This is a genomic window from Archangium violaceum, assembly GCF_016859125.1.
Taxonomy (GTDB): domain Bacteria; phylum Myxococcota; class Myxococcia; order Myxococcales; family Myxococcaceae; genus Archangium; species Archangium violaceum_A.
Genome location: NZ_CP069338.1, coordinates 7,829,689 through 7,844,080, shown reverse-complemented (window position 1 = coordinate 7,844,080; position 14,392 = coordinate 7,829,689). Strand labels below are relative to the sequence as shown.

Below are 14,392 nucleotides of genomic sequence, written 5' to 3'. Positions count from 1 at the left end.
AAGCGCCATGTTTCAACACCCCACGTATCGAGCGAACCCCATGAACCGACGACTCCTCACGACGCTTCTACCGATCTGCCTCCTGGGCAGCCCGGCCTGCATCGATGTCCCTGACATCGACCCACCGGGCCAGACGGTGGGCAACTTCTCCCTGTCCATCGACCCGAGTCAAGCCAGTGTCCTCCAGGGCGGCAGCCGGGGCATCCAGCTCTCGCTGAGTCGCAGCGGAGGCTTCACCGACAGCGTGACCGTCCAACTGATCAATCCTCCCTCTGGAATCAGCGCGCAGCCCGTCACGATCGGCGCTGACAGCACTTCCGCCACGCTGACCATCTCAGCAACGAGCAGCGCTGCTCCCGGTCCCAAGACGCTCACCGTGAGAGGCACCTCGGGGACGCTCGCGCAGGATGTCACCGTGTCCCTCACCGTGGCACGTCAAGGGGACATCCTCGTGCAGTGGGCGAGCCCCAGTCAGTCCAAGGCCTACGCGAAGGATTCCCTCCAGATTCAGGTGCTGGTCGAGGGAGGCACGGCCGATTCCGTCGACTTGTACAAGGGAACGGACTTCCTGACGCGCCTGTCGGGGCCCTCCTACCAGTACACCTGGGATACCAGCCAGGAGACCGAGGGCGAGTACCAGCTCACGGCTCGCGCCACGGTTGGCGGTGACACCTTCACCAGTAGCACCCGGACCATCGTGGTCGACCACACGGCGCCCAAGGTGAGCACGCGAGCACCGGCCCCTGGAGCCACATCCGTCTCGGTCCGAGACACCATCCAGGTAAGCTTCGACGAGGCGCTGAAGGCGTCGTCCGTGACCGACGCTTCCGTGGTGTTGAATACGGGGGGCGCATCGAACATCGCCAAGACGCTCTCGTTGTCGACGGATGGAAAGACGCTGACCATCAGCCCCTCGGCGCCGCTGTCACTCCCCGCCGATGTGTCCATCACCCTGGGCACGACCACGGCTCCGCTGATGGATCTGGCGGGCAACGTGCTGGTGTCCTCGTCCTCCTGGAACTTCACGGTGCCCACCTGGCTGCCGCTCGGTGGAGCCATCAGCGCGGTGACAGACAACACGCCCGCGGAAAACGTGGCCATGAAAGTGGGTACGGATGGCAACCCCGTGATTGCCTGGTCCGAGTCCGCTGGTGCCACGAAGAACATCTACGTCAGGCGATGGACCGGCACGAAGTGGGAGGACCTCGGAACCGCGATGAGTGCGGTCGCGGACACGGGTACGCATGCCGACAAGCCTGCGCTCACCCTGGATGCTTCGAATCGTCCCATCGTGGTGTGGCAGGAACTCACGGCCCCCTCTGGATCCGACAACCTGTATGGGCGGCGGTGGACTGGCACAACCTGGGATGCCCTACCCTCTTTCAACCTGGATTCAGCCACCTCTGGTGATAATGCATCCATTGTATTTGATAGTGTCGGCAACCTTCTCGTCTCCGCGACCCTGGTTTCAGGGGGAACCTTTGAGCGGGGACTCTTCCGCTTGATGCCCACTGCGAATAGCTGGGAATCGCTTTCGGGCAGCTTACCAGAAGGCTATACGCGACCGAAGGTCTCCACTCTAGCCACAGATGCCTCCGGAAACTGGTTCCTCGCTTTGCGTGTTCTCGATTCGGATGGTTCAAAAGGATACCAGTCCATCCCCGTTCTGAAAAAGGGACCTGCCACGAACTGGGCTCAACTGGGCGCTCCCGTGACAAGCCCGGCCAAGAACGGATGTGTTTCAGCATCTCTTGCCGTGGACGGCAGCGGCCAACCGTTCATCGCCTGGGAAGAAGGCGAAACACCTACGAGCCATGTTCACGCGGCATTCTGGCATCAGGACAGCTCGTCATGGCGGATGCTCAACACCACGGTCGACGCCAGTACGACATCGAACAAGGATCCTTCTCTGGTCTTGGATCACAGCGGGAATCCCATGGTCGCCTGGAGCGGTTACGCCTCTCCCGAGCAGTCCATCTGGGTGAGCCGCTGGAACGGAAGCACCTGGCAGCAAGTGGGTTCGAGGCTCAGCGCGGTCACGGGTCCCAGCACCTCTGGCTTCCGGCCGGCTCTGGGTCTCGACAAGAACGGCGAACCCCTTGTCGCATGGCATGAGTCCGACGGCACGGTGTCGAACGTCTACGTCTACCGCTACAACTATTAATCGCGGTCGAAGGACGAGGGCCGTGCCCGTTTCCAGGCACGGCCCTCGTCTTCAGTTCCGCGGTCTCGCGTGAAGCGCTACCAGACCTCGCAGCGCTGCGCGGCCGGGCGCACCATCTTCGCGCCTTCCTTGCACTGGAAGGCCTTCTGGAACTCCGGCAGGTTCACCACCGGCCCGTTCACCCGCCAGTACGGCGGCGAGTGCGGATCCACCACCGCCATCTGTCTCGCGAACGCGTCGCGGTACTTCGAGCACCACGACTGCGCGTACCCCAGGAAGAACTGCTGGCTCGGCGTGAACCGGTAGCTGTTCGCCTGCTTCGCCGCCTCCGGGTCCCTCGCCAGCCACGTCTCCATCGCCGCGTGCGCCAGCTTCAGGCCACCCAGGTCCGCCACGTTCTCGCCGAGCGTCAGCGCCCCATTCACCGTCAGCTCGTCAATCGCGGTGTAGCCGTCGTACTGCTCCTTCACGCACGCCACGCGCTCGCGGAACGCCTTGTCCGAGGCCTGCGTCCACCAGTCGCGCAGGTTGCCGTCCGCGTCGTACTGGCGGCCCTCGTCGTCGAAGCCGTGGGTGATCTCATGCCCCACCACCATCCCCATGGCCCCGAAGTTCACCGCCGCCGTCGCCTCGCGGTTGAAGAACGGAGGCTGGAGGATTCCCGCCGGGAAGACGATCTCGTTGAACGGCGGGTTGTAGTAGGCGTTCACCGTCGGCGGAGACATCAGCCACTCGGTCTTGTCCACCGGCTGGCCAATCTTGGCCAGCTGCCGCGCCTGCTCGAACTCCGCCGCGTTCAGGTACGAGCTCAGGAAGGAGCCACGCTCCACATTCAGCGCGTCGTAGTTCCGCCACGTGTCCGGGTAGCCAATCTTGTTGACGATCTTCCGCACCTTCACCAGCGCCTGCTCGCGCGTGGGCGCGTCCATCCACGTCAGCGTGTCCAGGTTGCGCTCGAAGGCCTTCTCGATCTCCACCACCATGTCCTGCGTGGTCTTCTTGCCATCCGCGCCGAAGGTCCGCGTGATGAAGGGCTGCGCCAGTGCCTCGCCCAGCGCCCCGTTGGTGAAGCGCACGCACTTCTTCCAGCGCGGCACGTCCTCCTTCGCCCCCGTCAGGTTCTGCGCGGTGAAGCGGAAGCGCTCCTCCTGGAAGCTCCTGGGCAGCGCCGGGATGACCGCCGTCACGTAGTGCCAGGTCAGGTACGGCCCCCACGCCGCGGGCTTCGTCGCCTTCACCAACCGGTCCACTTCGGCGAAGAAGGGCGGATGGCTGACGTTGAGCGCCTGCACGTCCTTGGCTCCCGCGGCCGTGAAGTACACGTCCCACGGGAAGGTCGCCGCGGTCGCCTTCAGGCCCTTGCGCTCCAGCCGGTGGTAGAGGTTCTTCGGCTCGCGGCGCTCCACGCGCGACAGCGAGGCCTTCGCCAGCGCCGCCTCCAGTTCCATTACCGACGCCGCGCTCTTCGCCGCCTGCTCGGGCTGCTCGCCCAGCAGCACGAAGATGTTCTTCATGTGCTCCACGTACGCCGCGCGCAGCGCCTTCGACTTGTCGTCATCCTTCAGGTAGTAGTCCCGGTCCGGCAGACCGATGCCGCCCTGATCCACCTCACCGATGACCTGGGTGGCGTCCTTGAAATCGGTGTTGGAGCCGAACCGGAACAGCGGGAACACGCTCCGCGCGTGCTGTGTGCCCACCACCTGGGCCAGGTCCCTGGCGCTCTTCACCGCCGTCAGCTTCGCCAGCTGCGCCTTCAGCACGGGCAGCGACGCCTCGAGCTGAGCCTCGTCCATGCAGGCGCCGTAGAAGTCCCCCAGTTTCTGCGCGTAGGGCGTCCCCTCGGCGGCCTTGCCCTTGGACGCAGCATCCAGGATGTCCCGGAGAATCTCCTCGTTGCGCGCCGAGATGGTGTCGAAGCCGCGCGACCAGCGCGGGCGATCCGCGGGGATCTCCGCGCTCTTCACCCAGTTGCCGCACGCGTACTCGTAGAAGTCCTCGCAGGGGTTCGCCTGCTCGTTGAGCGCCGCTGCGTCCAGCCCGGAAGGCAGCGGTTTCGTCTCGGCCACCGGCTGCTGCGGGGTGGGCGCGGACTGCGGCTGCGCGGGAGCCGGCTCCGCCGTCTTGCAGGCGGATACCAGGAGACAGCAGGCGGCAAGCAAGGCCTTTCTCATCCAGTATTTCTCCATGTGGGGCGTCGAAACGGGCCGCACCCTACTCGGCGGCTGGCGCCCTGCAACGTCTGGATGCGAGGGCCCTATGCACCCGTCCGGGACGGAGCACCGGACCGTCGAGGCCCCACACATACCGAGGAGGCCGGCCGCACTACATGGAACGAGACCCGGTCATCCCGGGTCGCTCATTCGCTGGCGCCAGGCCCGAACAGCTCCGCGGAGGCCGAATCGACCGTGCTGAAGCCACCCATCGTCAGCACACGGCCGTCCTCCAGCAGCGTGGACGTGTGGTCATAGCGCACCACACCCAGGTTGGCGGTATCCGCCCAGGTACGAGTGGCCGGATCGTACAGCTCGGACGAGGCGAGAATGCCGAACCAGTCACTGTATCCGCCCGTGACGAGCACCCGTCCATCGCTCAGCAGGGTGGCGGTGTGGTCGCGGCGGCCCGTGCTCAGGTTCGCGGCGGGCTTCCACGAGCCGGTGGCCGGCTCGTACAGCTCGGTCGTCTCCAGCGAGTGCGCGTCGTTCTCGCCGCCCGTGATGAGCACCCGGCCGTCCTTCAGCGCGGTGGCGGTGGGCAGGAGACGCGACCTCGAAGCCGAGCCCGTGAAGCTCCAGGTGCCGCTGGCCGGGTCATACAGCTCGGCCGCGTTGTTGAATCCGCCGACGACGAGCACCTTGCCTCCTCGCAGGAGCGTGGACGTATGAAGCCCTCGCTCCAGGTTCATCCTGCCGGTGGGGTTCCAGACGGGCACTGGCGGCGGCGACGGCTCCTCGAGGTCCGTCAGCACGAAGTCATCGATCTGGTGGTAGTTCTGGTCCAGGCCGATGCCGGAGGAAAACCCGACGCCGTCATAGGTGTAGTCCGGCGCGGCCATCTCGTGGCTGAAGAGCAGGCTCCCGTCGAGGTACACGGACACGGTGCCGTCCATGAAGCGCACCCGCCTGGAGTGCCACAGGGAGTCCTCGGTCCGGGGATCGTTCACGTAGGCGAGCTTGTTCGCGAACGAGTGGGTGCTGTTGGCGATCAGCCCGATGTAGCTGGCCGAGGGATCCCAATCCGGGTTGAAGTAATTGTCGATGACGATGCCGTAGCCCGGCTGGCTCACGTAGGCCGGGTTGAAGCCCAGGAAACCACCACCGGCAGGCGTGTACCCCCCCTTCTTGTAGAAGAGGAAGGCGAGTCCGTCCGCCCCACCCTGGTACCGGCCACCGATCCGATAACGGAACGAGGCCTCCCACTTGCGCGTCTCGAGCGGGGTCCTGGCCAGCATGTAGATGCCGCCGCCCGAGTAGCCGCCCACCCGGGTCAGGAATAAGGACTGGCTCGTGGCGTCATGGGTGGAGTTCGGGGTGCCACTCCGCAGCACCGTCCACTTCCCATGACACAGGTGCGTTGATGAATTCACACACCACTGAACGGCCAGAGGCTGACGCAGACAACGCGCGGGCCTGACCCCCCGCCGGAAGAGAGGGCCATCCCTCCCTCAGGGGAAGAGGGATGGGGGCTCCACTCCCAGGCGATTACTCCTTGCCCAGCATCCCGTCCTTGAGGCTGTCGTCGACCGGGCTCTTCCCCAGCCACACCGAGAAGAGCGCGTCCGAGAAGTCCTTGCCCTCCACAGAGATCTTCTGCCCCGCCTTGCTCTCGATGGTGGTCCCCTTGCCGGGCACGTACGTCAGCACCAGCTCGTCGCCCTTCTTCAGATCGGGGATCGCCGCGGTGAACGTGTCCAGCCGCTGCTGCAGCGCCGGCAGCTTGTCCTTCGCGTTCTTCTTGAAGCCATCCACGATGGCCTCGGTGATCGTCTTCTTGTCCAGATCGCGCAGCATGGACAGCCGCACGCGCTTGAGCTGATCCGACTCGATGACCTGCTGGGAGCTCCGCGACGGGTTCTGCAGGTACAGGCCGGCCGCGTACACGTTGAAGACGAGCTTCTTGCGCAGGCCCGCACCGTTGAGCTTCAACTCCTTGCCCTCGACCGTCACCGCGTCGGGGAACTGCGCTCCCGACACCTCCTTGGCGGCGGCGGGCAGCGCGAGCACGACGGCCATCACGACAGCGCACAGCGTGGCGTTCTTCATGACTCCTCCTGGAAGGGAAGGCCCCCAGGTCTAGTCAATCGAACGCCCCGCCGTCGACAGGTGGAAGGATGGCGCCGCGCGTCAGCGGCGCCCTATCCGTTCTTGCGGATGAACTCCTCCATGAAGGACACCAGCGTCCGCACGTTGTCCACCGTCACCGCGTTGTAGGTGGACACCCGGATGCCACCGGCGCTCCGGTGCCCCTTGAGGCCCACCATGCCCGCCTTCTTCGCCTCGGCCACGAACCGCTCGTCCAGCTCCGGGGTGGGCAGCTTGAAGACCACGTTCATGTACGAGCGCGACTCCTTCTCCACCGGCGCATGGTAGAAGCCCGCGTGCTTGTCGAGCGCCCCGTAGAGCAGCTCGCCCTTCTCCCGGTTCCACTTCTCCAGCTGTCCGAGTCCTCCCACCTGCTTCATCCACGCCAGCACGTTCCGGCACAGGTAGATGGCCAAGGTCGGCGGCGTGTTGTAGAGCGAGTTGTTTTCCGCGTGGGTCGAGTAGCGGAAGATCTTCGGAATGTCCTTGCGGCCGCGGGCGATGAAGTCCCCGCGGGCCACCGCTATCAGTACGCCCGAGGGGCCCAGGTTCTTCTGCGCGCCCGCGTAGATGAAGGCGAAGCGGCTCACGTCCATCGGCTTCCACATGAAGTCCGAGCTCATGTCCGCCACCAGCGGCACGTCCCCCACCTCGGGCCAGCGGTGCCACTGGGTGCCGTAGATGGTGTTGTTGCTCGTCATGTGGACGTAGGCCGCCTTCGGGTCCACCGTCAGCTCGTCCTGGCGGGGAATCCGCTCGTAGCGCTTGTCCGGCAGGACCGTGGTGCCGGCGATGCGCACCTTGCCCAGGTACTGGGCCTCCGCGTAGGCCTTCTCGCTCCAGACCCCCGTCATCAGGTAGTCCGCGCTGGCGCCCGGGGGCAGGAAGTTCATGGGCACCTGGGCGAACTGCTGCGAGGCCCCGCCCGTGAGGAAGAGCACCTGGTGGGTATCCGGGATGCCCAACAGCTCGGTGAGCAGGGAGATGGTCTCGGAGTGGACGGCGTCGTACTCCTTGCCCCGATGGCTGTGCTCCATGACAGACATGCCCGAGCCCTGGAAGTCGAGCAGCTCGTCCCGTGCGCGCTCGAGTGCGGGCAGGGGCAGGCCGGCCGGGCCGGGGTTGAAATTGATGACGCGCATGGTTGTGACCTCACGAAAGTGAACAACCGCGCGGCCATTCTGCCCCACGCTTCCCTCGGGGGAAGCAGGAAGCGCGGCGTCCGTCCACCGGCCAGCGTGTGGCCATTCGTCCTTCCGGAGGGTCCATGAGCCAGGTGGGTTCCTCTCGGGAACTGAGAGAGTGGGTGGTACGGGCGGCACGGGGGGAAGCGCCTGCATTCAGCGAGCTCTACCGACGCACCCGGCCCCTGGTGGCCCGGTTGACGTCCAGTTTCGCCCCGCTAGACCCGGACGAGGTGGAAGACGTGATCCAGGAGACCTACGTACGCGCGTTCAAGGCGCTTCCCCGGCTCAAGGAGCCGGCGGCCTTCGAGGCCTGGCTGCTGTCCATCGCTCGCAACCGGGCCCGCACCCGGCTGGAGCGCAAGGGCCAGACGCGCCGGATGGACGAGGAGATCTCCGATCCCCAGCCCGAGACGGTCTCCGTGGTGCCCGAGGCCCTCCAGCTGGAGCGGGACATGGCCGTGGTGCGCCAGCTCATCGACGAGCTGCCCGAGGGTGAAGAGAAGAAGACGGTCTACCTCTTCTATGTGGATGGCCAGCTGTCCGCCCGGGAGATCGCCGAGAGGCTTGGGGTGGGCAAGAGCGCCGTGACGATGCGCCTGGAGCGCTTCCGGGCCCGAATCAAGCAGGAGCTGCTCCGGCGCGTGCTCGCCGGACGCTGGGAGTGAGACGGATGAGACACCTGGATGCCGAAGCCCTGCGAGCCCTGACGGCCGGTGAGCCGGAATCGGTGGCGTACTTCCGCGAGCACCTCTCCCATCCGTGCGAGGCCTGCATGGACTTCCTCGCGAAGACACCCGGCCCCGGGCTGCTCGACGGCCAGGTGGACGCCCTGCTGCTCCACCTCGCGCCGGCCAGGCAGGAGGAGCCCCGTCTGGACGAGGTGGGTTTCGCCCGTGTCCGTCGCGGCCTGCGCGGTCCCACCCAGCCCTGGCTCAAGGCGGCGGCGGCGGCGGCGCTGGCGGCCGGCCTCGCGGGGCTCGTCGTCCTCACCCGCTCCCAGGCCCAGCCGCATGGGCAGCGGGCGAGCGACTGGAACGGAGTGAAGGGCGTGAGTCGGCTCGCCCTGGAGTTGTCCGTGGTGGCCCGCGAGCCGAGCGGAGCGCTGCACCGGATGGATCCGGGCGCCACCGCCTCGCAGCAGGACGTGCTGGTGCTGCGCTACCACGCCACCGAGGTCGGCGAGGCCCTCCTCTTCCAGCAGCGCGGTGGCGCGGAGCCCGAGTTGCTCGGCCGCTTCCCGCTCCAGGCCGGCACGCACGAGCTGGAGGGCCCCCAGGGCCTGGTGGGCATCAGCCTGGAGGGCGAGTCCGGGCCGCTCACCTTGTGGTTGATCGGTTTCCCCTCGGATCAGGCGCTCCCACCCGAAGAGGTACGCGAAGCACTCACCCGAGGCGACATGGAGGAGCGTTCCATCCTGGCCGTCAACCGGTTCGACCTCCACGTTGGCGGCGGTAAAGGGCAGAATCTCCGCCCATAGTGAGGCGATTCGTCATCACGCTGTTGGCGGTGCTCGCGGCCTGCGCGGGTCCGGGCTCGTTCGAGAAGGGCGACAAGGGCGGGCTCGTGTCCGTGAAGGTGGACGAGACCGCGCTCTCCAATGCCTACGCACCGCGGCGACTGGCCCTGTTGGTGGGCGTGTCGCAATTCCAGGACACGCAGTGGCGCGACCTGCGCTACTCCGGCAAGGACGCGGAGGACCTGGCCGCGGCGTTGAGGGATCCGGCGCGCGGCCACTTCGATCAGGTGCGTGTCCTCACCCGCCCGGAGGAGACGACACGGGCCTCCATCCTCGGCGCGCTCCGCCAGTTGCGACGGGAGGCCTCGCGGCCGGATGACGTGGTGGTGGTGTACTTCTCCGCGCACGGCACGCTGGCCCGCGACAGCAGGGGCGAGCTCAAGCGCTACATGGTCACCACGGACGCCGCATACCGGGCCATCCCCCAGACGGCGCTGTCCATGGACGCGCTGAAGTCCGAGTTCGACCAGCTGCCCTCGCGCCGCCGGCTGATGGTGCTCGCCACCTGTCACAGCGGCAGTGGCAAGTCGCTGCTTCCCCGCGAGCTGGAAGCCGAGCTGACCGGCATCAAGTCGGGCTTCTACGCGCGCCCCCTCGAGGAGTCGAGCCGCGCCTCCATGGTGTTCGCCGCGTGCGACTGGGGCGAGACGGCCCGCGAGGACGAGGGACTGAAGAACGACATCTACACCCACTTCCTCATCGACGGGCTCAACGGCGCCGCGGATCGCAACATCGACGGGGCCGTCACCGCCACCGAGGCCCATGACTACGCGCGCCGCCACACCTATGCCTTCACCGAGGGAAGGCAACGGCCCTCGGCGGAGATCCTGGAGGTGGGCGCGGATCCCGTGGTGCTCTCCGGCCGCATCGACCGGACGGGCCGCCCGGAGCTCTTCTCGTACCATCCCCGGCTGGACGGCTTCACCCTGAAGGTGGATGGGGAGACGCGCACGGAGCTGCCCGGAGGCACCGCCGTGACACCCGGCCGCCGCACCGTGGAGCTCACCAAGGGCGACGGCATCCTCATCCGGGAGGTGGTGGACATCGCCGAGGGCGAGCGGCTGCCGCTGGAGCGGCTGCTGTCCCAGGCCTTTCCGCGCCGCTCGCTGGCGCTCATGGGCGGCATGTTCTCCTTCGTGGACGCACGAAGCCGCGCCGAGCTGCTGCCCGCCTCGCCGGAGCTGGCGCTGGTGCTGCGCCTGGAGGAGCGTCCCCTTCCGGACCTGAGCCTCATCTTCGACGTGAGCGGAGGCCGGGGCCGGCGAAGCCTCGACCTGGGGCCCGACTCCCAGGTGCCCTTCCTCTACACCTCGCTGTCACTGGGGGCCGCGGTGCCCTACACGTGGCGGTGGGAACGCCTGTCGCTCTACGCGGGTCCTCGTGTGGCCGCGCTGTTCCTCCAGAGGTCCTTCCAGACGGAGGTCTTCACCGGGGCACAGCAGTACTTCACCTTCAGCCCGGGCGTGGTGGGCGGCGTGGTGTGGCGGCTGGGCGAGCGGCTGGAGCTGAGCTCCCAGCTGCAGATGATGGTGACGTACGTGGTGGTGGACGGACAGGGACAGGCCGTGGGTTTCACCGGCGGATGGGCCGGCGTGGGGTATCGCTTCTGATGCGCCAGAGCTTCTACAGCGTGCTGATGGCGCTCGCCCTCGTGGCGAGCGCGTGCGGGGGCTTCGACAACACTCCCTTCCGCACGGGGAACGTGCGCGGCCGCCTCACCGAGGCCGACCCGAATGTGGCTCGGGTCTCGCTGGTGGGCAACCCGGGCGTGAGCTGCACCGTGGAAGCGGACGGGAGATTCCTGCTGAAGCGTGTGCCGGCCGGTCCGAAGGAACTCTTCATCGTGGCCACCCAGAGCAAGGCGGTGCGTCTGCCGGTGGTGGTGCCCGGAGGCGGCTCGGCGCGACTGGAGGACGTGGAGCCGCGAGAGGCCGGCTTCCTGAATCTCCAGGTGAAGGCGCCCTCGCGCCTGGGAGTGGCCGGCGGGCGGGTGTCCGTGACGGGCACGCCCTTCGAGCAACTGGAGCTCGCGGACGACGGGGTTCTGCGCGTGGGTCCGCTCCCCGCGGGTTGCTACCTCCTGGAGACGTCCGTCTCCGGCTTCCGGGTGGACCAGACGGAGGCCTGCGTGGAAGAGCGCGAGGTCAAGAAGGTGAAGATCGAGCTCTCCAAGAAGGACGAGGACCTCGACGACCCCGATTGCGCCGTCGCCGGCTGCGAGCGCGGCAGCTACTGCCTCTCGGATGGCCGCTGCGTGGAATGCCTCTCGAATGACCAGTGCGCCCCGGGGCTCACCTGCCGGAACGAGCGGTGCGAGGGCCCCGGCGCGCCGTGCGCCCCATGTGATGGAGACTGGAAGTGCCGTACCGGTGCGAGCTGCGAGGTGCTTCCCGAGGGGAGCGCGGCCTGTGTCGCGCGGTGTGATGCCAGGGTGGGGTGCTCCCAGGGATTCACCTGCCAGGAGGGACGGTGCCTGCCCGCACCGGCCCAGCTCGCCGGCTGCACCGCGTACCAGCACATGGGCGCGCCGTGTGGCGGCGACGAGAGCTGCCGCGCTCGCGGCATCACGCAGGGCCTGTGCGTCGAGAAGACCTGCACCTATCGCTGCACCGCGAATACCGAGTGCCCGGAAGGCTTCGCCTGTACGCCCTCGGAGGCAGGCGCCCTCTGCCGCCCGAACCCGGCGCCGTGAATCCTTCCGCTCGCCGCCTGGCCGATCGCACGACAGGCGACAGTTCCTTCGTTGAGAATTGGCGAGAACTCGCGGCCCTCGCCCGCTCGGTGTAACCGCGTTTCAAGCTTTCGGTGGGGATGAATGCCCTTTAGGGCATACCCCACGAACGCCCGCGCCAGATGTCGGAAATGGCGTTACGCTCAGCGGCCATGTGGAAGAAAATCTGGCTACTCGGCGTCCTGATGACAGCGACCGCGCTGTCTGGTTGTTCCTCTTGCGGAAATAATGGGCCCGGAGGAGGAAACGATGGCGGTATCCCCGGTGGCGGTAACGCCACGCTGGGCGCGTTGACGATCGAGCCGGCCAACCCGGTCCTCGTCGTCTCCGGGAGTACGGGGGTCGTCCAGAACTTCAAGGTCATCGGCACCTTCACCGACGGTCACACGGAGGACATGTCGGGCCAGGCCTCCTTCACCATCGACGATACGCGGCTGGGAAGCTTCGGCGGCGGAACGAGCTTCACCTCGAGCGCTGACGTCGGCGGAACCAGCATCGTGCGGGCCCGGGTGGGCACCATGTCCGCCTCCACGCCCATCACGGTGAAGCTCGATCAGAAGGTGTCGGACACTCCGCCGCCCTCCTCGGGCCTGCCTCCGGTGCCCGCGGATCCGGGCTCGAAGTTCGGCGGGACGGTGGACACCTCGTACAAGCCGGAGATCGTCTACCCCAACAACGGCGTCCTGGTGCCGCCCAACCTGGGGCAGTTGGAGATCCACATCAAGCCGAACAACGCCTCCACCACGTTGTTCGAGCTCGCATTCTCCAACAGCATCACCGACGTGCGCGTGTACCTGCGCTGCTATCTGCCAGAGGGCCTCGCGCTGCCCACTGGCGTGAGCCGCGGCTGCATCTACACGCCCGCGGCGAATGTGTGGACGTTCCTGGCCGAGAGCAATCGCGGTAAACAGCCGGTGAAGCTCATCGTGCGCTCCACGACCGACTCGGGCGACGACAAGGTGGGCGTCTCCAATCCCATCGCCATCCAGTTCGCCCCCGACGAGCTCAAGGGCGCGCTCTACTACTGGACCACCAAGGAGACTGCCACCGGCGTGATGCGCTATGACTTCGCTGGTACCGGCGCCCAGGAAGCCTCGCCGATCCTGCTGAAGGACGACATCGACCCCGGCGTGAACTGCGTGGGCTGTCATGCCCTGAGCCGCAATGGCAAGAAGCTGGTGGCCGAGGTCAACGACCAGGATGACGGCCGGCTCGCCCTGGTGGACCTGGCGACCTTCAAAGAGGACAGCAAGGCGACCCTGGGTCCCGGGAAGCAGAGCACCTTCGAGTCATGGAACCCGGATGGCAGCAAGTTCGTCGGCGTCTTCGGCAACAGAGGCGCCACCGACTACGGCCTGCGTATCTTCAACGGAGATACCGGAGCCTACGAGGAGTCGATTCCTGGCACGGGTAACTCGACCAGCCCCGCGACCCACCCGGACTGGAGCCCGGATGGCCAGACGATCGCCTATACCTCTCCGAGCCATCATGAGTCGAACCAGCGCGGCTTCAAGGGCGCCATCAAGATGGTGACCCGGACGCCGAGCGGCTGGAGTTCCCCGGTGGAGGTGGTGCCAGCCCAGGCCGGCAAGCACCGTTACTACCCGGCCATCGCGCCCGACAACTCCTTCCTCGTGTTCAACGAGTCCACCTGCGAGATCGCGGGCGACGCGCACTCCACCTGCAACGGGGACACCGACAGGACCGCCATGCTGTGGGCCGCGAAGCTACAGGCTGGCGCGATGCGGGTGGAGTTGACGAAGGCCAACCAGGGCGGCGTGATGGACGGCTCCGAGACGAAGCTGACCAACAGCTACCCGAAGTGGAGCCCCTTCGTGATGCGCGGCCTCGGGGATGACAAGAGCCGGCTGATGTGGGTGACGTTCTCCTCCTCCCGCTTCTACGGCCTGCGCTCCCCGCCCCCTCCCTCCCGTGATGCGTCCGAAAACGACAAGAGCACCCTGGTGTGGATGGCGGCGGTGGACCCGGACAAGGTCAACGCGGGAGAGGATCCCTCCTTCCCCGCCTTCGCCCTGCCCTTCCAGGACATCACCACCTCCAACCATATCGCCCAGTGGGCCCAGTACTTCGTGAGCGACGGGTGCTCCACCGTGGGCGAGGGGTGCGGCGGCACGGCGGGCGCCACCTGCTGCAACGGTCTGCAGTGCGTGCAGCTCAACCAGGATCCGCCCATCCCCTGCGAGGAGGACGGTGCCTGCGTGTGCAATGCCATCCCCCAGTGCGCGAAGGTGCAGGAGAAGTGCTCGACCGCCGCGCCCTGCTGCGACGGCCTGCTCTGCCTGGATGACACCACCGGTGGCGACTGCGAGGGCAACAACTGCTCCTGCAAGCCGCCATGCGCGAGCGAAGGTCAGGCGTGTGGCGCCGCCGCGTGCTGCGCGGGCCTGGCGTGCGTCGCCGGCACGGGCGGCGACACCTGCCAGCTCATCCTGAAGTAGCGTCAGCCACTCCGGCGGCTCCGGTGTCCGCCGGAGC

Annotated in this window: 10 protein-coding genes; 6 read left to right on the top strand and 4 right to left on the bottom strand. The window is 67.0% G+C overall.

Annotated elements, in window-relative coordinates:
• The first annotated feature begins 40 nt into the window (after positions 1 to 40).
• On the top strand, positions 41 to 2,164 hold the full coding sequence (locus tag JQX13_RS33665) for an Ig-like domain-containing protein (protein ID WP_203403566.1): 2,124 nt from the start codon (positions 41 to 43) through the stop codon (positions 2,162 to 2,164).
• A gap of 77 nt (positions 2,165 to 2,241) precedes the next feature.
• Here JQX13_RS33665 and JQX13_RS33660 read toward each other — a convergent pair whose 3' ends face one another.
• The 4 genes from JQX13_RS33660 to serC all read right to left on the bottom strand — a co-directional run bounded on the left by JQX13_RS33660 (position 2,242) and on the right by serC (position 7,604).
• Positions 2,242 to 4,335 (bottom strand): M13 family metallopeptidase, encoded by a 2,094-nt coding sequence (locus tag JQX13_RS33660; protein ID WP_203403565.1) that lies wholly within the window; start codon positions 4,333 to 4,335, stop codon positions 2,242 to 2,244.
• Between the two features lie 185 nt (positions 4,336 to 4,520).
• A complete protein-coding gene (locus tag JQX13_RS33655) occupies positions 4,521 to 5,747 on the bottom strand; it encodes a kelch repeat-containing protein (RefSeq protein WP_203403564.1) in 1,227 nt (408 codons plus the stop codon).
• Positions 5,748 to 5,862: 115 nt separating this feature from the next.
• Entirely contained in the window at positions 5,863 to 6,423 is a 561-nt protein-coding gene (locus JQX13_RS33650; protein WP_203403563.1) for a chalcone isomerase family protein, read from the bottom strand.
• A 92-nt stretch (positions 6,424 to 6,515) separates the two neighbouring features.
• A complete protein-coding gene (gene serC / locus JQX13_RS33645) occupies positions 6,516 to 7,604 on the bottom strand; it encodes a 3-phosphoserine/phosphohydroxythreonine transaminase (protein ID WP_203403562.1) in 1,089 nt (362 codons plus the stop codon).
• A gap of 125 nt (positions 7,605 to 7,729) precedes the next feature.
• On the opposite strand from serC, the gene JQX13_RS33640 reads away from it, so the two are divergent.
• The 5 genes from JQX13_RS33640 (at position 7,730) to JQX13_RS33620 (ending at position 14,355) form a co-directional block, all read left to right on the top strand.
• Positions 7,730 to 8,314, top strand: a complete 585-nt coding sequence (locus tag JQX13_RS33640; RefSeq protein ID WP_239014010.1) for an RNA polymerase sigma factor — start codon at positions 7,730 to 7,732, stop codon at positions 8,312 to 8,314.
• Between the two features lie 5 nt (positions 8,315 to 8,319).
• A complete protein-coding gene (locus JQX13_RS33635; RefSeq protein ID WP_203403561.1) occupies positions 8,320 to 9,126 on the top strand; it encodes a hypothetical protein in 807 nt (268 codons plus the stop codon).
• Positions 9,126 to 10,775, top strand: coding sequence for a caspase family protein (locus JQX13_RS33630; protein ID WP_203403560.1), 1,650 nt, complete (start codon positions 9,126 to 9,128; stop codon positions 10,773 to 10,775). Before JQX13_RS33635 ends, JQX13_RS33630 begins: the two co-directional genes overlap by 1 nt.
• The gene (locus JQX13_RS33625) at positions 10,775 to 11,857 is read left to right on the top strand and encodes a carboxypeptidase regulatory-like domain-containing protein (RefSeq protein ID WP_203403559.1); all 1,083 of its coding nucleotides are present in this window, start codon (positions 10,775 to 10,777) and stop codon (positions 11,855 to 11,857) included. The genes JQX13_RS33630 and JQX13_RS33625 overlap by 1 nt, the downstream gene beginning before the upstream one ends.
• A 191-nt stretch (positions 11,858 to 12,048) precedes the next feature.
• Positions 12,049 to 14,355, top strand: coding sequence for a TolB family protein (locus JQX13_RS33620; RefSeq protein WP_203403558.1), 2,307 nt, complete (start codon positions 12,049 to 12,051; stop codon positions 14,353 to 14,355).
• The last annotated feature ends 37 nt before the right edge of the window (positions 14,356 to 14,392 follow it).